The 17,076-nt window shown below is 67.9% G+C and carries 18 protein-coding genes; 9 read left to right on the plus strand and 9 right to left on the minus strand.

From position 1 onward, the window contains the following. Nucleotides 1–50 precede the first annotated feature (50 nt). A complete protein-coding gene (locus tag PXD02_RS02530) occupies nucleotides 51–980 on the minus strand; it encodes a nickel/cobalt transporter (RefSeq protein WP_275105389.1) in 930 nt (309 codons plus the stop codon). After that, on the minus strand, nucleotides 965–1,600 hold the full coding sequence (locus PXD02_RS02535; protein WP_275105390.1) for a DUF1007 family protein: 636 nt from the start codon (nucleotides 1,598–1,600) through the stop codon (nucleotides 965–967). Before PXD02_RS02535 ends, PXD02_RS02530 begins: the two co-directional genes overlap by 16 nt. Nucleotides 1,601–1,957: 357 nt before the next feature. Here PXD02_RS02535 and PXD02_RS02540 point away from each other — a divergent pair, with 357 nt between their 5' ends. Beyond that, on the plus strand, nucleotides 1,958–2,848 hold the full coding sequence (locus tag PXD02_RS02540) for a metal ABC transporter substrate-binding protein (protein ID WP_275105391.1): 891 nt from the start codon (nucleotides 1,958–1,960) through the stop codon (nucleotides 2,846–2,848). Nucleotides 2,849–2,902: 54 nt separating this feature from the next. On the opposite strand, the gene PXD02_RS02545 is transcribed toward PXD02_RS02540, so the two are convergent. The 5 genes from PXD02_RS02545 to aztA all read right to left on the minus strand — a co-directional run bounded on the left by PXD02_RS02545 (nucleotide 2,903) and on the right by aztA (nucleotide 7,209). After that, nucleotides 2,903–3,154, minus strand: a complete 252-nt coding sequence (locus PXD02_RS02545; protein WP_275105392.1) for a hypothetical protein — start codon at nucleotides 3,152–3,154, stop codon at nucleotides 2,903–2,905. Nucleotides 3,155–3,298: 144 nt separating this feature from the next. Further along, nucleotides 3,299–4,537: a hypothetical protein gene (locus tag PXD02_RS02550; RefSeq protein ID WP_275105393.1), complete on the minus strand. Its 1,239-nt coding sequence runs from the start codon at nucleotides 4,535–4,537 to the stop codon at nucleotides 3,299–3,301. Between the two features lie 66 nt (nucleotides 4,538–4,603). After that, on the minus strand, nucleotides 4,604–5,533 hold the full coding sequence (gene aztC, locus PXD02_RS02555) for a zinc ABC transporter substrate-binding protein AztC (RefSeq protein WP_275105394.1): 930 nt from the start codon (nucleotides 5,531–5,533) through the stop codon (nucleotides 4,604–4,606). Nucleotides 5,534–5,557: 24 nt separating this feature from the next. Beyond that, nucleotides 5,558–6,424: a zinc ABC transporter permease AztB gene (gene aztB / locus PXD02_RS02560; protein ID WP_275105395.1), complete on the minus strand. Its 867-nt coding sequence runs from the start codon at nucleotides 6,422–6,424 to the stop codon at nucleotides 5,558–5,560. Then, nucleotides 6,424–7,209, minus strand: a complete 786-nt coding sequence (gene aztA, locus PXD02_RS02565; protein WP_275105396.1) for a zinc ABC transporter ATP-binding protein AztA — start codon at nucleotides 7,207–7,209, stop codon at nucleotides 6,424–6,426. Before aztA ends, aztB begins: the two co-directional genes overlap by 1 nt. Before the next feature lie 153 nt (nucleotides 7,210–7,362). On the opposite strand from aztA, the gene PXD02_RS02570 reads away from it, so the two are divergent. Genes PXD02_RS02570 through PXD02_RS02585 form a run of 4 tightly spaced genes read left to right on the plus strand, consistent with a single transcriptional unit; the run spans nucleotide 7,363 to nucleotide 12,066 of the window. Beyond that, entirely contained in the window at nucleotides 7,363–8,880 is a 1,518-nt protein-coding gene (locus PXD02_RS02570; protein WP_275105397.1) for an ABC transporter substrate-binding protein, read from the plus strand. After that, nucleotides 8,877–9,812 carry an ABC transporter permease gene (locus tag PXD02_RS02575; protein ID WP_275105398.1) on the plus strand — a complete coding sequence of 312 codons (936 nt, stop codon included), beginning with the start codon at nucleotides 8,877–8,879 and terminating at the stop codon, nucleotides 9,810–9,812. Before PXD02_RS02570 ends, PXD02_RS02575 begins: the two co-directional genes overlap by 4 nt. Next, complete coding sequence (locus PXD02_RS02580; protein WP_275105399.1) at nucleotides 9,809–10,633, plus strand: ABC transporter permease; 825 nt, start codon at nucleotides 9,809–9,811, stop codon at nucleotides 10,631–10,633. The genes PXD02_RS02575 and PXD02_RS02580 overlap by 4 nt, the downstream gene beginning before the upstream one ends. Beyond that, nucleotides 10,630–12,066 (plus strand): ABC transporter ATP-binding protein, encoded by a 1,437-nt coding sequence (locus PXD02_RS02585; RefSeq protein WP_275105400.1) that lies wholly within the window; start codon nucleotides 10,630–10,632, stop codon nucleotides 12,064–12,066. Before PXD02_RS02580 ends, PXD02_RS02585 begins: the two co-directional genes overlap by 4 nt. A gap of 21 nt (nucleotides 12,067–12,087) precedes the next feature. Here PXD02_RS02585 and PXD02_RS02590 read toward each other — a convergent pair whose 3' ends face one another. Both PXD02_RS02590 and PXD02_RS02595 read right to left on the minus strand, forming a co-directional pair. Continuing rightward, nucleotides 12,088–12,447 (minus strand): hypothetical protein, encoded by a 360-nt coding sequence (locus tag PXD02_RS02590; protein ID WP_275105401.1) that lies wholly within the window; start codon nucleotides 12,445–12,447, stop codon nucleotides 12,088–12,090. A gap of 19 nt (nucleotides 12,448–12,466) precedes the next feature. Continuing rightward, nucleotides 12,467–12,760 carry an ArsR/SmtB family transcription factor gene (locus tag PXD02_RS02595; protein ID WP_275105402.1) on the minus strand — a complete coding sequence of 98 codons (294 nt, stop codon included), beginning with the start codon at nucleotides 12,758–12,760 and terminating at the stop codon, nucleotides 12,467–12,469. A 198-nt stretch (nucleotides 12,761–12,958) separates the two neighbouring features. Between PXD02_RS02595 and PXD02_RS02600 the strand changes: the two genes are divergently transcribed. From PXD02_RS02600 to cysS, 4 genes are read left to right on the plus strand one after another with little or no spacing between them, the layout of a single operon-like run. Further along, nucleotides 12,959–13,435, plus strand: coding sequence for a helix-turn-helix domain-containing protein (locus PXD02_RS02600; RefSeq protein WP_275105403.1), 477 nt, complete (start codon nucleotides 12,959–12,961; stop codon nucleotides 13,433–13,435). Continuing rightward, a complete protein-coding gene (locus tag PXD02_RS02605) occupies nucleotides 13,432–14,514 on the plus strand; it encodes a CobW family GTP-binding protein (RefSeq protein WP_275105404.1) in 1,083 nt (360 codons plus the stop codon). The genes PXD02_RS02600 and PXD02_RS02605 overlap by 4 nt, the downstream gene beginning before the upstream one ends. After that, nucleotides 14,511–15,662, plus strand: coding sequence for an NAD(P)/FAD-dependent oxidoreductase (locus tag PXD02_RS02610; RefSeq protein ID WP_275105405.1), 1,152 nt, complete (start codon nucleotides 14,511–14,513; stop codon nucleotides 15,660–15,662). Before PXD02_RS02605 ends, PXD02_RS02610 begins: the two co-directional genes overlap by 4 nt. 45 nt (nucleotides 15,663–15,707) lie before the next feature. Further along, on the plus strand, nucleotides 15,708–17,066 hold the full coding sequence (cysS, locus tag PXD02_RS02615) for a cysteine--tRNA ligase (RefSeq protein ID WP_275106342.1): 1,359 nt from the start codon (nucleotides 15,708–15,710) through the stop codon (nucleotides 17,064–17,066). The last annotated feature ends 10 nt before the right edge of the window (nucleotides 17,067–17,076 follow it).

The following is a 17,076-nucleotide window of genomic DNA, read 5'->3' on the forward strand; positions in this document are numbered from 1 at the left end:
CGGGTGGACATCATGCCGCAAGGCGCTTGCTGGAATGCCGTAGCCGCCTGTCAGAACAGGCCAAGCCCCTCGACCGCCAGAAGGGCAACGACCATCCCGGCCAGCAGTTCGAACCCCGCCGCCACAGCGCGCAGGGCGGCGGATTCGGCCACACCCGCCAGTGCGCCGCTGCGCAGGAAGGTTCCCATGACCGCGACCAGAAGGGTCAGGCAGGCGGTGCCGGCCGCCATCGCGAAGGCGCCTGCGATCCCGGCGGCCAGGATGTTCATCTGCCATGTCAGCACCAGAAGCAGGATCGCGCCGCTGCACGGGCGGATGGCGATCGCCAGGATGACCGAGGCGAGTTCCCGCCAGCTGGTCGCCGCGTCGATCGCTTGGGGCGAGGGCGCGTGGGCATGGCCGCAGCTTGCGCAAAAGGCGTGGTCGCCGTGGCCGTGATGCGGGTGACCCGCAGCGGCCACACGATGATGAGACGACGCGAGGGCTGTCGCCAGGGCCAGGCCGCGCCGCGCGCCGCGAAAGGCCAGCCACAGCCCGATCAGCAGAATCGAGATCAGGCTGAACTGCGTCAGCGTCGTTTCGGCCAATGCGGTCAGCTGCTGCCGGGTCATCGAGAACAGGCCGATGCCGCCCAGCACCAGCAGGACCGCCGTCAGCGCCTGGCCCAGCGATGCCGCGACCGTGGCGCCGGCCAGCCGCCCCATCCCGACCGGGCGCGCGGCGCCATAGGCCCCGACCAGGAACTTGCCATGGCCGGGACCGACCGCATGAACGAAGCCGTAGCCCCAGCACAGGCCCAGAAGCCCGGCCCAGGCCCCGCCCTCGCCGGTCTTCAGCGCCCGCAGGCTGCGCGCCAGGCCGTTCTGGAAATCGCGCTGCATGGCGGTTGCCCCGGCGACGATCTGCGCGTGATGCTGCCAGATCAGCGCCAGCAGCAGCAGCGCGGCCAGGCCCGCCGCCAGGATCATCGCGCGCCGCATGTGACCTCGAACCGCTCGGCAAAGCTCACCCCGACATCGGCCATGCTCATGATCGTCAGCGAGTCGGCCTGGAAATCCAGTTCCTGCAACGCGGCCAGAAGCTCCTCTTGCCCCGAGGTTTCGGGAAGGCGGCGGATCACGCGGCAGCCGCTCAGCCCCTCGACGGTCGGCTCGCGCGGGGTGTCGTAGGCGACGAAGTATTCGGGATCATAGAGCCGCAGCTGCACCGGATGGGCAGCCGTCACCGCCACCGGCTTTTTCAGAGGCCGGACATGCGAGGTGATGATGCGTCCCTGGGCATAATGCGCCGCATGGGCTTTCGGCCGGCCCAGCGGCACCGGCCGGCCGTCCTGTTCCAGGACGATATGTCCCGGAAAACCCGCCGCCCAGTCCACATCCTTTCCGGCAAAGGCGCGCAGCCGGGCAGGATCGGGGGCGCCGTCGCCATCCGCGTCAAGCCGCGCATCCTCGATCATCATCAGGCTGTAGAATTCGTCATAGGTCCAGGTGACCCGAACCGCCTCGAGCCGGCCGGACCGGCCGAAGATCAGCGCGGCATCGGCGTCGATGAACACATGGGGATGCGCCGATGCCGGCAGGGCGGCCGACAGCAAGGCCATGGCCGCCGCAACAAGTCGGGACGCCGCCCGACGAACGCTGCCGTGAATCACCGCTGGCCCCCGAACGGGCGGGCATCGCCTTCCAAGGCGACAAGGGCGCGCGACGGCCTGGCGAGGGAAGCTGGGGAGATCATGATGCGCGATATTACCGACTGCCCCGGTCCGGGGCAAGCGCGCCCCGCCGGGATGTCGTCCACGTGATCGGCTGGCCGGTTCGGATTGCGGTTCGGATTGCAGGGGGCAACCGGATTCAGATGAGATTGAGAATGATTTGCACTTGCAATCGGATTGCGCTTGCCTTTTCCTAGATGAGACCAAATCGCAACTGATGGGAAAGGAATTGCAATGTCCTTCGGGATGGCACGACTTCTTCAAGCAACGGCGGCCATGGCGCTGATGGCCGGCCCGGCCCTGGCCGAGGACAGGATGAAGGTGGTCACCACTTTCACCGTGCTGGCGGATATGGCCAGCCATGTCGCCGGGGACGCGGCCGAGGTGGTTTCGATCACCAAGCCGGGCGCCGAGATCCATGGCTATGAACCCACGCCGCAGGACATCATCCGGTCCGGGGACGCCGACCTTGTCCTTTGGAACGGCCTGAACCTCGAACTCTGGTTCGAGCAGTTCCTGGACCAGCTTGGCGACGTTCCCTCGGTGACGGTGACCGAAGGGATCGACCCGATCCCCATCGCGACCGGCGCCTATGAAGGCAAGCCCAACCCCCATGCCTGGATGGGGCTGAGCAACGCCCTGATCTATATCGACAACATCGCGGCGGCCTTTGCCGAGCACGATCCCGAGAACGCGGCGACCTATCAGCAGAACGCCGAAGCCTATAAACAGGAACTGCGCGCGACGCTGGAACCCCTGAAGGCGCAGATCGGCCAGATCCCCGAAGCCCAGCGGTGGCTGGTCACCTGCGAGGGGGCGTTCTCCTATCTGGCGCGCGACCTGGACATGAAAGAGCTTTACCTGTGGCCGATGAACGCCGATCAGATGGGCACGCCCCAGCAGGTGCGCGCGGTCATCGACGGCGTGAAGGCGAACCACATCCCGGTGGTCTTCTGCGAAAGCACCGTGAACACCGCCCCGGCCGAACAGGTCGCGCGGGAAACCGGCGCGAAATACGGCGGCGTTCTTTATGTGGACAGCCTGTCCGAGCCTGACGGCCCGGTGCCGACCTATCTGGACCTGCTGCGGGTGACGACGCAGACCGTGGCCGAGGGGCTGGCAGGCGCGGCGCAGTAACGGCCATCCAACCGCCAGCGTCCCGCCGCGCGTGACCGCGCGGCGGGCAGTCTTTCATTCGATGGAAAGACCCTGCTGCATCCGCTGGCCGATCACGAACAGCGCCATGCTGGCCTGTTCGGCGCTGCGCAGATCCGCCTGCCGTGTTTCGGCCACGCAGCGCGCAAAATCCGCGGTGCCCTCGGGAAAGCCGAAGGCGTGGCAGGTTGCCGAAGGATAGTCCATTGCCACGGGCGGGCGGCTTGGGGCGCAGCCCGCCATCAGCGTCAGGGCGACGGCCGGCACTATCAGGCAGTGAATGCGCATGGTGATCGTCTCCGGCGCAGGGCCTTGACGGCAGGCGGGCCGAGCGCTGTTGTCGCCCCGCCTGTCCGGCAAGGCCGCCCCCGGCCTTTTCCGATGGATGCCGCCGCCCCGCAGCCGGGACGGCGGCCTTGTCACTTCCGGTCCTCAGTGCTGGAGCCCGCTGCCCCCGGCAACGGCGAGGTTATAGGGCTTGCCCTCGACGGGGATGGTGCCCACTTCCTTCAGGTCGGCCGTGGCGATGCGGCGCACCAGACCGGCATTGGGATCGGTCATCACGACCTCGTCCCCGGCCATGGCAAGACGCGGACGCGGCAGGTTCCAGTCGCCGTCCATGCTGTAGGGCTCGGTGACCTTGGCGCTGGCCTCGGTCTTGCCGTCCAGCAGATTGATCCGGTGAAGGGTTCCGTCCTCGATCAGCACGAAAGCATCCGAGGGGTGCACGGGATCAAGCGCGAAATCGACGGCGCGGAAGGGCAGTTCGATCAGGCGCATATGCGGTTCGTCCACGGGGTCGATGACCGACAGGGCCTTGTCGCCATAATCGCCCACGAACACCTGGATCGCGTCCGATCCAAGAAGCGTGCCCGTCATCTCGCCCTTCGGATATTCGGCGGGATAGGGCAGCATGTTGAAGACCGGATCGGCGCCGTCCAGCGTCACCGTCAGGACACCTTCCTCGCAGCCGAAGGCCAGATAGGCGCCTGAAAGCGCCTCGCCATGCAGGCCGGTGCAGGTCTGGAGATCGCCCGCCGGTGTGCCGTCGATGTTGAAGGCCTGGGCGCCGACGCGGGGCGGAAGCGCGCCTTCCTCGGCCGGCGGCTGGTCCGAGGCGACGCTGCCGATGATCAGATTGCCCATCGGCACGGCGACGCCGTGATGGGCATGGGCCTGCGGGAACCGCACCGACTCCAGCTTGCCTTCGGAAAGCGCGTGCGCGTCCACCAGTTCGGAATAGCCGCCCCGGTCGAAGTTGATCGAGATCTTGCCGCCGTTCTCGACGACATGGAACGGGCGCTTGCCGTCGAAGACCTGCTCGACCGCGGCCGGGTCGGCGACCTCGATGTCCTTATGGTCGCCGTGGCTGTGCAGCGAGATGCCCGAGGTCAGGAAGTTCACCTGGTCATCGAAGGACTGAACCGCGACGATCACCGCGCCGCCCGCTTCGCTGTAAAGATTGACCTGCCCCTTGGTGTCGAAGGTCCAGCGGTTATCGGGTTCGGTCAGGTCGAAGGCGGTGATCTGCGGCTTTTCATGATCGCCCACGAAGACGCGATAGGCGGTCACGTTGTCTTCGTGATCGTGATCGTGATCGTGGTCCTGCGCCATGGCGGCGCCCGCCGCCAGAAGGGCCAGGATGCTGGCGCCCGCAAGATGTCTTACCATCGGTATTCTCCTTTGAGGATGGGGAGGAGGAAGGACCAGACCGGCGAGGCCGGTCGGGCAGTGAGGTCATTTTGCCGACAGCGCCGTGGTGATGGCGCCCGAATTGTGGCGCATCATGGCGATGTAGGTCGCGGCGGGGCCATCCGGGGCGGACAGCGCGTCGGAATAAAGCGTTCCCGCGATCTCCAGCCCCGATTCCGCCGCGATGCGCTCCAAGAGCCGCGTGTCGCTGATGTTTTCGGCAAAGATCGCGCCTGCCTTGCGGTCGCGGATTTCGCGGATCAGGCCTGCGACATCGGCCGCCGCCGCCTCGGATTCGGTCGAGACGCCCTGCGGCGACAGAAACTGGACGCCATAATCCCGTTCGAAATAGCGGAAGGCGTTATGGGCCACGACCACCGTGCGGCGATCCTCGGGCAGGGCGGCGACGGAGGCGCGGATCTCGGCGTCCAGGGCATCGAGTTCGGCATTGTATCGGGCGGCGTTCGCCTCGTAATCCGGGCAGCCTTCGGCGTCGGCCGTGCAGAAGGCCGTGGCGATGTTGGTGACATAGACCTTGGCATTGGCGACGGATTGCCAGGCATGGGGATCATGCGCCCCGGCATGGAAGATCGCCTTGCCGTCGATGTAATGGTAATGACCGCCGCCCGGCTCCTCCATCGTATCGATCCCGTCGGTCAGGGTGGCGATGGCGGCATCCGTCCCGCTGGCGGCGATCAGCCGTTCCATGAAGCCCTCGAATTCCAGCCCGTTGGTCAGGACCACATCGGCCCGCGCCAGGGCGATGGCATCCGCCGGGCGCGGTTCATAGACATGGGAATCGGAATCCGGCCCGACCAGAACCTTCAGGTCGATGCGATCGCCGCCCACTTCGGCGGCGAAATCCCCGATGATCGAGAAGGTGGCGACGACATTCAACGGCTCGGCCTGCGCGGCCCAGGGCGTCGCGAAGGCCATCAGGTAACATGCCGCCGCGCCAAGAATACGATGTTTCATGAGGATGTCCCTGTTCATGGAGGATCAGGCGGTCCGATGGCGATGGCGCGACAGGACCGGGCGCAGCAGGCCCCGCGAACCCGCCAGCACGGAAAAGGCATAGATCGCCCCGGTCGACAGGATGATCGCCGGGCCGGAGGGCAGCGACAGGTGATAGGAGAGCAGCAGCCCCCCCACCGAGGCGGTCAGCCCGATGCCGATGGCAAGGGCGCACATGGACCGGACATTGCTGACCCAGAACCGCGCCGCCGCCGCGGGCAGGATCATCAGCCCGACCGACAGCAGCGTGCCGAGCGCCTGGAACCCGGCAACCAGATTCAGCACCACCAGGGCGAGGAAGGCGAAATGCACCGCCCCGCCCAGGGCCGAAACCGAGCGAAGAAACAGCGGATCCAGGCATTCCGCGACCAGGGCGCGCCACAGCAGCGTGATCGTCACCAGCGTGACGACCGTCACGAGGGCGATCAGCCACAGCGCGTCGTCGTTCAGCGCCAGCACGGTGCCGAACAGCACATGCATCAGATCGACGCTGGATCCGCGAAGGCTGACCATGACCACGCCGATCGACAGCGAGACCAGATAGAAGGCCGCCAGCGAGGCGTCCTCTTTCTGCACCGTCATCCGTGCGACCGCGCCGGCCCCGAGCGCGACGATGGCCCCGGCGATCAGCCCGCCGATGGTCATCGGCACGATCTCCAGCCCATAGAGCAGGAAACCGGCAGCCGCGCCCGGAAGGATCGCATGGGACATGGCGTCGCCCGTCAGGCTCATCCGGCGCAGCATCAGGAACACGCCCACCGGACAGGCCGACAGCGACAGCATCAGCGCCCCGGCCAGCGCGCGCTGCATGAAGGCGAATTCCGCGAAGGGGGCGATCAGCAGATCGAACATCAGCGAAACCCCTGCACTTGCGCCGGAAGCGCGGGTTCGCACCAGGGCGCGTTGTCGTCCCAGGCTTCCTGGTATTGGCGGGCGCGGCGCATGTTGTCCTGCGTCACGACCTGCGCGGACGGCCCCCAGGCGATCGGCCGGCGCGCCAGCAGCAGGGCCTGCGGGAAATGCGCCCGGACCAGGTCGAGGTCGTGGACGACCACGATGACGGTGCGGCCTTCGTCATGCCAGCGGCGGATCAGGGCGATCAGGTCGCGGGTGGTCTTTTCGTCGATGGCGTTGAACGGCTCGTCCAGCAGGATCAGGTCGGCGTCCTGCACCAGCACCCGCGCGAACAGCGCCCGCTGCAACTGCCCGCCCGACAGCGTGTCGATGGGCCGCGCGTCGAACCCGTCGAGACCGACCGCGTGCAGGGCTTCGGCGATGGCCTGGCGATCCTGCGGACGATGGCGCCCCAGCAGCCCGCGCCGCTGCCACAGCCCCAGGGCCACCAGATCCGACACGCTGGCCGGGAAGCTGCGATCCAGTTCGGATTGCTGCGGAAGATAGGCGGTGCTGACGCCCGGCGCGATCCGGCAGGTGCCGCTGATGGGTTTCAGCAGCCCCATGATGCTTTTGATCAGCGTCGATTTCCCCGACCCGTTCGGGCCGACGATGGCCGTCAGCGTGCCGCGCCCGACCTCTCCGGTCAGATGATGAACCGCAGCGTGGCTGCCATAGCCCACCGTCAGGTCGCGAAAGCGAATCGTCGCCGCATCCGGCGGAGGGGTAGTGGGGTTCGGCATCTGACCGGCACTATGATTTTCGTGATGTTATTACATTGCCGACAACCGGCTGCAACCCCGTCCTGCTACATCCCTGTCTGCGTCAGAACCCCCCTTGCGGAGCAATTGACGTTATTTAATAACATAACACAAATCTTCACAAGGCTTGGTTCCATGCTGTCCAGACGTCTCGCCTCTGCCGCCGTGATCGCGGTCCTGTCCACCGCCGCCTTCTCCACCGCCGCCTTCGCCCATGACGGCGTGCTGGACATCGCCGCGCCCTTCGAAATCAAGGACGCCGATCCCGTCACCTCGGGCAATATCTTCATCAAGATGGACGTAGCCGAAACGCTGGTGAACGTCGATGCCGAGGGTCGTCTGACGCCGGGTCTCGCGACCGCGTGGCAAGCCTCGGACGACGGCTTGGAATGGCGCTTCACGCTGCGCGAGGGGGTGCTGTTCCATGACGGCAGCCCCTTCACCGCCGAGGCGGCGGCCAACGCGCTGAACGTCGCGCGCGCCAAGCCGGGCCTGCTGGAGACGGCCCCGATCGCCGGGATCGCGGCGGACGGCAAGGATCTGGTGGTCCGGCTGTCGGAATCCTTCGCCCCGCTGCCCGCCTTCCTGTCGGAATACCGCTCGCTGATCTATGCGCCCGCCGCCTATGCCCAGGACGGCCGCGTGACCGAGGTGATCGGCACCGGCGCCTATCGCGTGACCCGGCTGGAGGCGCCGCTGCGGCTGGAGGCCGAGGCCTTTGCCGATTACTGGGGCGGGGCGCCGGGGATCGACCGCGCCACCTATCAGGCGGTGGGCCGGGCCGAAACCCGCGCGCTGCTGGCCGAGAGCGGGGACGCGGATTACGTCTTCAACCTCGACCCGGCCTCGACCACCCGCCTGGCCTCGGTCAATACGGTCGAGATCCTGACCGTATCGGTGCCACGAACGCTGCTGCTCAAGGTGAATGCCGGGCATCCGGCCCTGTCCGATCCGCGCGCCCGGCAGGCACTCAGCATGGCCATCGACCGCGAGGGGCTGGCCCAGGCGATCCTGCGCTTCCCGGCGGGCGGAACGCAGCTTTTCCCGCCTGCGGTCGGCGAATGGCATTCGGACGACCTTGAACCGCTGGCCTATGACCCGGATGCGGCGCGCGCGCTTCTGGCCGAACTGGGCTGGACCCCCGGTGACGACGGCATCCTGACGCGCGGGGATGAGCGTTTCAGCCTTGTGCTGACCACCTTCCCCGACCGTCCCGAACTGCCGCTGTCGGCCGCCGTGCTGCAACAGATGTTCGCCGAGATCGGGGTCGAGATGGTCATCGATTCGACCAACTCGTCGGAAATCCCGGTCCGCCATGCCGACGGCACGCTGGATCTGGCGCTGATCAACCGCAACTTCGCCCTGGTCCCCGATCCGCTCGGGACGCTGCTGACCGATTATGCCCCGTCCGGGGACTGGGGGGCGATGAACTGGGACAATCCCGAATTCACATCGCTGATCCGCGCGCTTGCCCAGGGCAAGGGCGGTCCGTCCGAGCGTCTGCGCGCCATCGAGATCCTTCAGGCCGACCTGCCGGTGATCCCGATCGCCTGGTATCAGCAGACGGCGGCCGTGTCGAAAGGCATCACCGGGGCGGTGATCGACCCTTATGAACGCAACATCGGCCTGAAGGACATCCGGTGGGCCGAATGATCAGGGCCCTGGGATACCGCGCGGCGCAGGCGGTGCTGGTCGCGCTGCTGGTCGGCGTGCTGACCTTCCTGATGATGCAGGCGCTGCCGGGCGACATGGCCTTCCGGATCGCCGCCGGGCGCTATGGCTACGACGCGGTGAACGCGGCCGCGGCGGATGCGGTGCGCCAGGAACTGGGCCTCGACCGGCCCGCTATCGAGGCCTTCGGCCTGTGGCTGCGCGATCTGCTGCGGCTGGATTTCGGAACCTCGGTCATCTCGGGCGCGCCGGTCATAGACGAGATCCGCCACCAGCTGGGCGCCAGCCTGCAACTGGCCGGAGCCGCGCTGGCGCTGTCGCTGCTGATCGGCCCGCCGGTCGGGGTTCTGGCCGGGCTGCGCGCCGGAGGCTGGCTGGACCGGGGCCTGCTGGTCGTCTCGACCGCGCTGCGGTCTGTGCCGCAGTTCCTGATGGGGCTGATCCTCATCGTTCTGGTCTCGATCCATCTGGGCTGGCTGCCGGCTGCGGGCCATGGCAGGCCCGCGCATTTCATCCTGCCTTCCCTGACGCTGGCGCTTGGCCTGGCCGCCGTTTCGGCGCGCATCGCGCGCGACGCGATGGCGGGCGTGGCCGCAAGCCCGTTCTATGCCTTCGGGCGGTGGAAAGGACTGTCCGAGGGGCAGATGTTCCGCCGCCACGGGCTGCGCAACATCGGCGTGGCCTTGGTGACATTCCTCGGCCTGCAATTCGTCATGCTGGTCGAGGGGGTCGTGGTGATCGAATCGATCTTCGGCTGGCCAGGCATCGGCCACGCCCTGGTCCATGCGATCTTCGGGCGCGACGTGCCGATGGTGCAGGGCACCGCGCTGCTGCTGGGGCTGGGCTTCGTCGCGCTGAACGCCGCCGTGGACCTGGCGGCGCACTGGATCGACCCGCGAGGAGCCAGGGCATGAGCGTGCTCACCACCGACATTCCCCTCGCCCCCCGGCGCGGCTGGACCCGGACGCAATGGGTGGGCGCGGCGATCCTGGCGCTGATCGTGGGTTTCGCGCTGCTGGCGCCGGTCCTGTTTCCCGCCGACCCGCTGCGCCAGAGCCTGCGCAACACGCTTGGCGGTCCCGACGCGGCCTCGCCGCTGGGTTATGACCATCTGGGCCGGTCGCTGACCGCGCGGCTGGCGGCGGCGCTGCGGCTGTCGCTGGTGATCGCGGCGGCGGCGGTGGTGACCTCGGCGGTGCTGGGGGTGGCGGTCGGCGTCCTGGCGGCCTGGCGGGGCGGCTGGGCCGACCGGCTGGCCGCGCTGATCGCCGACAGTTTCCTGGCGCTGCCGGGGCTGCTTCTGGTGCTGATCGTCTCGGCCATCGTGCCCTCGACGCCGCTGGCCTTCTGGATCGGGCTGACGCTGGTCCTGTGGATCGAATATTTCCGCCTGACCCGCGCCACCGTCAGCCGCCTGATCGCCGCGCCCGGCGTGCAGGCGTCGCGCCTGCTGGGATTCGGGCCGGTCTATGTGTTCCGCCGCCATCTGTGGCCGGAACTGGCGCCGATGCTGATGACGGTGGCGGCCTTCGGCGCGGCCACGGCGATCATGATGATCGCGGCGCTTGGCTTCGTCAGCGTCGGGATGCGCCCGCCCACCCCCGAACTGGGGCTGATGATGGTCGAACTGCTGCCCTATTACCGAGAGGCGCCGATGGCCCTGCTGACCCCCGTCCTGGCAACCTTCCTGACCCTGCTGGGCCTGAACCTGATCGCCGGGGGGCGCCGCGCATGACCGTCCTGCTGAACGCCGAGACCGTCTCGGTCCATGCCGGAGCCGAGACGCTGGTCGCCCCGCTGTCGCTGGCATTGCACGCGGGCCGTCCCTTCACGATTCTGGGCGAGACCGGATCGGGGAAAAGCCTGCTGGCCCAGGCGATCATCGGCACCCTGCCGGGGGGCTTGCGAGCCGCGGGGCGGGTGACGCTGGACGGCCACGATCTGGACCTGTCGCGACCGGGCGGGCACCGGGCGCTGTGGGGCCGGGTGATCGGCGTGCTGCCGCAGGAACCCTGGCTGTCGCTGGATCCGCTGATGGCCGCGCGCGGGCAGGTGGCCGAAGGCCATGCCTTTGTGCGCGGGCTGTCATGGGACGATGCGCGCCGGGCCGCCGACCGCGACCTTGCGGAACTGGGTCTGGAGGGCGCGGGCGACCGGCGCCCCGACCAGCTGTCGGGCGGCATGGCGCAGCGGGTGGCCTTTGCCGCCGCCCGCACCGGCGGGGCGCGCATCGTGGTCGCGGACGAGCCGACCAAGGGGCTTGACGCCGCGCGCCGCGACGACGTGATCGACCTGCTGATGCGCGAGGTGCGGGACGACGGCGGGCTTCTGACCATCACCCATGACCTGGTGCTGGCGCGCCGCATGGGGGGCGATCTGGCCGTGGTGCTGAAGGGGCGTGTGATCGAACGCGGCCCGGCGGAACAGGTGCTGTCGAACCCGCAGCACGACTATACCCGCCGCCTGATCGCCGCCGATCCGTCCAGCTGGCCGCCCGCGCAGCCCCGCGCGCCGCGGGGAACGCCGGTGCTGCGCGCATCTGGCCTGGGCATCGCGCGCGGCGGGCGGATGCTGTTCGACGGGCTGGACCTGACCCTGCATCCGGGCGAGATCGTCGGCATCTGGGGACCAAGCGGCTGCGGCAAATCCACATTGGGCGATGTGCTTCTGGGGCTGACGCGCGCGGATCATGGCACCGTCGCCCGCGCCCAGGGCCCGTCGCGCGTGCGGTTCCAGAAGCTCTATCAGGATCCGCCAAGCGCCTTTCCCCGCCATGTCCGGCTGGGCACCGCGCTTGACGACCTGATCCGCATGCACCGCCTCGACGCGGGCCGGATACCGCCGCTGATGGAGCGGCTGCGCCTTGCCCCCGTCCTGCTGACCCGCCGCCCCACCGAGGTGTCGGGCGGCGAGTTGCAGCGCCTGGCGCTGCTTCGGGCGCTGCTGCTGGATCCGGTCTTTCTGTTCGCGGACGAGCCGACCTCGCGGCTGGACCTGATCACCCAGGCCGAGGTGACGCGGCTTCTGGCCGATACCGCGCGCCAGACGGGCATGGCCCTCCTACTGGTCAGCCACGATCCCGACCTGATCCGCAAGACGGCGGACCGGGTGGTCAGTCTGGGACAGCCCGAACGGGCGATGGCCGGGGAATTGAGCCTCGCGTCCTGACGGCGCGGGTCGGCCTGCCGGTCAGGCCGAAACGACTTCGACCGGGCCGTGGTCGTCGCAGTGGTCGCCATGCGGGTGATGCAGGCGTCCGTTCACCAGATAGTCCACATGGTCGCCATGCGGAACCGCCTCGTGACCGCAGTCCGGCCCATGGATATGGCCCGCATGATGGCCTGTGGCGGGATGGTCGACGGTGCAGGTTGCGGGATTTTCCGCCGTCACCTCAAGGCGGTGTTCGTCGACATGATCGCCATGCGGATGGTGCAGGTGGCCATCGTGCAGATAGTCGATATGGTCGCCGTGGCGGATCGCGGTATGGCCGCAGTCCTTGCCATGCTGGTGGTCGTGATGGGCGTGATGGGGTGCCGTGCAGTTGGACATCGGAAGGTTCCTTTCGGGGTCAGTGGGTTTCGCGCGCATGTTCGATCGCGTTTTCGACAAGATTGAGGACATGGCTGTCGGTAAGCGCGTAATAGATGGCCTTGCCCTCGCGCCGCCGGGTGACGAGGCGGGCATTGAGAAGAACCTGAAGGCGCGCCGACACCGTGCCGATACGGTCGCCTTCCAGGTCGACAAGCTCGCCCACGTTCCGCTCTTTCTCGGCCAGCAGGACCAGGGTGTTCAGCCGGGCCGGATCGGACAGCGCCTTGAAGATGGCCGCCGCCTTGTCCAGATCCTGCCGCGATCCCTGCATCGCCCTACATTCCTTCAATCCTTTGATCGTTGGATTGATAGAGCGATTCGGGCCGCGCGTCAATCCCCGTGTGGGGCGGCAACCGGACCCGAAGTGAGCAGGATTCTGGGAAACCGCATCCAGGCAACGGCATGATCTTGTCATCCTCATAAGAAACGTAATAACATTACGATTATGAATTGCGGGAACCCTTAGCCGATGCCCCATGGACTTCTGCCCGCCGAAGCGGTCGAGCGCATCTGCGCGGAGCGTGGCGTCCGTCTGACCGCGCTTCGCCGCCTGGCCTTTCAGGTTCTGCTGGAAGCGGACGGTCCGGTGGGCGCCTATGATCTGCTGAAAACCCTGGCGCTGCGGCTGGGGCGTCCCCTGGCGCCTCCGACCGCCTATCGGGCTTTGGATTTCTTGCTGGAACAGGGCTTCGTGTCGCGGATCGAGACACGGAACGCCTTTGTTCCCTGCTCGCAACCGGGCGGCGGGCAGCGGAGCGTCTTCTTCCTGTGCAACCATTGCGGCGCGGCGGTCGAGACCAGTGCCGGGGCGATCGGCGACGCACTGGCGCAGCGCGCCGAGATGCTGGGCTTCCAGGTCGGCCGCCGGGTCGTCGAGGTCGAGGGAACCTGCGCCGATTGCCTGAAGGCCGACCTTGATGCACAGCAGGCCGGAAGCCGCGCATGACGCCGCATCCGCCCCAGGCCGTCCCCGTGACTGTCCCCGTGACCGTGCTGACCGGCTTTCTGGGCAGCGGCAAGACCACCGTCCTGAACCGGCTGCTGGACCATCCGTCCTTCGCGCGCACCGTGGTGATCATCAACGAATTCGGCGATATCGGCCTGGATCACGAACTGGTCGTCGCCACCACCGAGACGATGATCCTGCTGCAATCGGGCTGCATGTGCTGCACCCTGCGCGGCGATCTGCTGGAGACCCTGATCGACCTTGCCCAACGCAGCGAGGCGGGCGAGATGGCCTTCGAGCGGGTGGTGATCGAGACGACCGGCCTGGCCGATCCCGCGCCGATCCTTCACACGCTGATGACGGGCATCGAACTGTCCGGGCGCTTTGCCGTCGAGGGCGTGGTGGCGACCGTGGATGCGGCGCTTGGTGCCGCAACCTTGCAGGGCCACGAGGAAGCCCGCCGGCAGGTGGCGCTGGCGGATCTTGTGCTGCTGACCAAGACCGACCTGCCCCAGGCCGAGGAATCCCGCGTCCGCAGCGCCATCGCGGACCTGAATGCGGCGGCCCCGGTCAGAACCGTCCTTCATGGCGATGTCGACCCGGCCGTCCTGGTCGGCCTTGGACATTTCGAGACCGGGATGGGGTGGCGACAGGCGCGGGACTGGCTGGCGCAGGATCGGGTTCCCGGCCCGCGATCGACAGGCACGGATGCGCCGACGCATCTGGAGAGGATCCGCTCGGTCGCCTGGACCATCGACCAGCCGGTCAACGGCACGGTGTTCGACATCTGGATGGACCTGCTGATGGCGCGGCGGGGCGAGGATCTGCTTCGCTTCAAGGGGCTGATCCATCTGGCCGACATGCCCTATCCCTTCGCGGTCCATGGCGTCCAGCACATCTTCCACCCGCCCGTTCCGTTGCAGGACTGGCGGGGCGACGACCGGCGCACCAAGCTGGTTCTGATCGTCCGCGACTTCACCGACCCCGAGCTTCGAGAGCTTTTCTCGGCCCTGTCCAGTGTCAGGACCACCGCACATGCGCTGCCCCTCGGATACCTGTCCGAACAGGTGGCCCAATGACCTTCGATGGAAAACGCCGGATCCCCGGCCATGTGCCGGATCATGTCACGGTGGCGATCGTGGGCGCCGGTCCCGCCGGGCTGGGCGTGGCGCGGGTCTTGCGCGATCTGGCCATCCCCGATGTCTGGGTGCTGGAACGCGGCCGGATCGGGCAGAGCTTCCTGCGCTGGCCCTCGGGCACGCGGCTGCTGACGCCGTCATTCCCCGGCAATGTCTTCGGCCTGACCGACCTGAACGCGATCAGCTATGACAGCTCGCCCGGCTGGTCGCTGAAGCGGGAACATCCCGATGGCGGCGCCTATGCCGGCTATCTGGAACAGGCCGCGCTGGCCTTCGGACTGAACGTCCAATGCGGCATCGACGTGGCGGGGATTCGGCCCGAGGGCGAGGGCTTCATCCTTGAGACCGACCGGGGTGCAATCGCCGCGGATTTCGTGATCTGGGCGGGCGGGCAGTTCGGCACGCCCTCGGATGCGGGGATCATCGGCGCCGACCTTGGCCGGCATTATGCCACCATCGCCCGCTGGGCCGATGTGCCGGGCGATCCGGTCTTTGTCATCGGCGGCTATGAAAGCGGGGTGGATGCCGCCCTGGGGCTGGCCCGCGCGGGAAAGCGGGTGACGGTGCTGGGACGCGGCGCGCCCTGGGAGGATGCCGACAAGGATCCCGGCCGGGCGCTGTCGCCCTTCACCCGCCAGCGGCTCGATGCCGGGCTGAAGAAGGGCGCCGTCACCCTGGTGAAGGGGGCCGAGGTGATCGCGCTGGAACCCGAACCCGAGGGCATCCGCATCCTGTCGGGCGACGGGCGCAGCTGGCTGTCGGCCACGCCGCCGATCCTGGCCACCGGCTTTGCTAGCGGCACGGCGCGGGTATCCGAGTGGTTCGATTATGCCGACAGCGGCTTGCCGCTGCTGACGGCCCAGGACGAATCCACCGCCCTGCCGGGGCTGTTCCTGGTCGGACCCGAGGTGTCCCATAACGGGCATCTGTTCTGCTTCATCTACAAGTTCCGCCAGCGTTTCGCCGTCGTCGCCCGCGCCATCGCCGGGCGGCTGGGGGCCGATACCGCCGCGCTGGAAACCTATCGGACCAACAACATGTATCTTGACGACCTGGCCTGTTGCGACGCCGACAAATGCCTTTGTTGAGGCGCCGCCGATCCCCTTTCCTCCGGCATATCAGGCAGATCCGTGATGACCCTTTTCCTGTTCAACAGCCTTGGCGGCGAAAAGCAGCCCTTCGTCCCGCTGAACCCGCGCGAGGTCCGCATGTATGTCTGCGGGCCGACGGTCTATGATTACGCCCATATCGGCAACGCGCGCCCGGCCGTCGTCTTCGACGTGCTGGCGCGTGTGCTGGAGCGGCGCTTCGGCCGCGTCCTCTATGCCCGCAACATCACCGACGTGGATGATAAGATCAACGCGGCGGCGGCCCAGGCGGGGCTGCCCATCGCGGCCATTTCGGCGCGCTTCACCGCCGCCTATCACGCCGACATGGCCGCGCTTGGCGTGCGCCCCCCGACCATCGAGCCGAAGGTCACGGACCATATCCCGCAGATCATCGCCCTGATCGGGCGGCTGCTGGAGAAGGGCAACGCCTATCAGGCGCAGGGCCATGTGCTGTTCCATGTGCCGTCCTTTCCCGAATACGGGATGCTTTCGCGCCGCAAGCGGTCCGAGATGATCGCGGGCGCGCGGGTCGAGGTCGCGCCCTTCAAGCGCGATCCGGCGGATTTCGTGCTGTGGAAGCCCTCGGATGGGGCGCAGCCGGGATGGGACAGCCCCTGGGGCAGGGGGCGGCCCGGCTGGCATATCGAATGCTCGGCCATGATCGACCATCACCTGGGCAATCCCATCGACATCCATGGCGGCGGGATCGACCTGCAATTCCCCCATCATGAAAACGAGATCGCCCAGGGCACCCGCGCCCGGTTCTGGCTGCACAACGGCTTTGTCACCGTGGACGGGCGCAAGATGTCGAAGTCGCTGGGCAATGTGCTGCTGATGCGCGACCTGCTGGACCAGGCGCCGGGCGAGGCGGTGCGCCTGGCGCTGCTGTCGGCGCATTACCGCCAGCCGCTGGGCTGGACCGACCAGACGCTGCCGCAGGCGGTCAGGACGCTGTCGCGGCTCTATTCCGCCATCGGCGAGGGGCCGGGCGACGTCCGGCTCAGCGCCGACAGCCCGCTGCTGCAACGGTTCCGCGCCGCGTTGGAGGACGACCTGAACACCCCGGCGGCCCTGGCGGAACTGTTCGCCCTGGCCGAGGCGACCCGCAGGACGGATCTCGCTCTGCGGCCCCGCTATATCGCCGCCCTGGTCGAGGCCGGGGCGGAACTGGGCCTGCTGCAACAGACCGAGGAGGGATGGCGGGCCGCGCTGTCCGCCTGCATTCCGGCCGGGGGCGACCCCGGCGACATCGACGCGCTGCTTCAGGACCGCGCCGCAGCACGGGCGCGGGGCGACTTCGTCACCGCGGACCGGCTGCGCGACACGCTGCTGGATCTGGGCGTGCTGGTCGAGGACCAGCCGGCCGCGGAACGCAGCCTGTAAAAACCGACGC

Source organism: Paracoccus sp. S3-43, assembly GCF_029027965.1.
GTDB lineage: Bacteria > Pseudomonadota > Alphaproteobacteria > Rhodobacterales > Rhodobacteraceae > Paracoccus.

Coding starts and splice junctions, on each gene's coding strand:
- PXD02_RS02575 (WP_275105398.1), top strand. CDS start 8,877: ATGATCAGGGCCCTGGGATACCGCGCGGCGCAGGCGGTGCTGGTCGCG.
- PXD02_RS02535 (WP_275105390.1), bottom strand. CDS start 1,600: ATGGCCTTGCTGTCGGCCGCCCTGCCGGCATCGGCGCATCCCCATGTG.
- PXD02_RS02590 (WP_275105401.1), bottom strand. CDS start 12,447: ATGTCCAACTGCACGGCACCCCATCACGCCCATCACGACCACCAGCAT.
- PXD02_RS02545 (WP_275105392.1), bottom strand. CDS start 3,154: ATGCGCATTCACTGCCTGATAGTGCCGGCCGTCGCCCTGACGCTGATG.
- PXD02_RS02600 (WP_275105403.1), top strand. CDS start 12,959: ATGCCCCATGGACTTCTGCCCGCCGAAGCGGTCGAGCGCATCTGCGCG.
- PXD02_RS02610 (WP_275105405.1), top strand. CDS start 14,511: ATGACCTTCGATGGAAAACGCCGGATCCCCGGCCATGTGCCGGATCAT.
- PXD02_RS02550 (WP_275105393.1), bottom strand. CDS start 4,537: ATGGTAAGACATCTTGCGGGCGCCAGCATCCTGGCCCTTCTGGCGGCG.
- PXD02_RS02605 (WP_275105404.1), top strand. CDS start 13,432: ATGACGCCGCATCCGCCCCAGGCCGTCCCCGTGACTGTCCCCGTGACC.
- PXD02_RS02530 (WP_275105389.1), bottom strand. CDS start 980: ATGCGGCGCGCGATGATCCTGGCGGCGGGCCTGGCCGCGCTGCTGCTG.
- PXD02_RS02580 (WP_275105399.1), top strand. CDS start 9,809: ATGAGCGTGCTCACCACCGACATTCCCCTCGCCCCCCGGCGCGGCTGG.
- PXD02_RS02540 (WP_275105391.1), top strand. CDS start 1,958: ATGGCACGACTTCTTCAAGCAACGGCGGCCATGGCGCTGATGGCCGGC.
- PXD02_RS02570 (WP_275105397.1), top strand. CDS start 7,363: ATGCTGTCCAGACGTCTCGCCTCTGCCGCCGTGATCGCGGTCCTGTCC.
- aztA (WP_275105396.1), bottom strand. CDS start 7,209: ATGCCGAACCCCACTACCCCTCCGCCGGATGCGGCGACGATTCGCTTT.
- PXD02_RS02595 (WP_275105402.1), bottom strand. CDS start 12,760: ATGCAGGGATCGCGGCAGGATCTGGACAAGGCGGCGGCCATCTTCAAG.
- PXD02_RS02585 (WP_275105400.1), top strand. CDS start 10,630: ATGACCGTCCTGCTGAACGCCGAGACCGTCTCGGTCCATGCCGGAGCC.
- aztC (WP_275105394.1), bottom strand. CDS start 5,533: ATGAAACATCGTATTCTTGGCGCGGCGGCATGTTACCTGATGGCCTTC.
- aztB (WP_275105395.1), bottom strand. CDS start 6,424: ATGTTCGATCTGCTGATCGCCCCCTTCGCGGAATTCGCCTTCATGCAG.
- cysS (WP_275106342.1), top strand. CDS start 15,708: ATGACCCTTTTCCTGTTCAACAGCCTTGGCGGCGAAAAGCAGCCCTTC.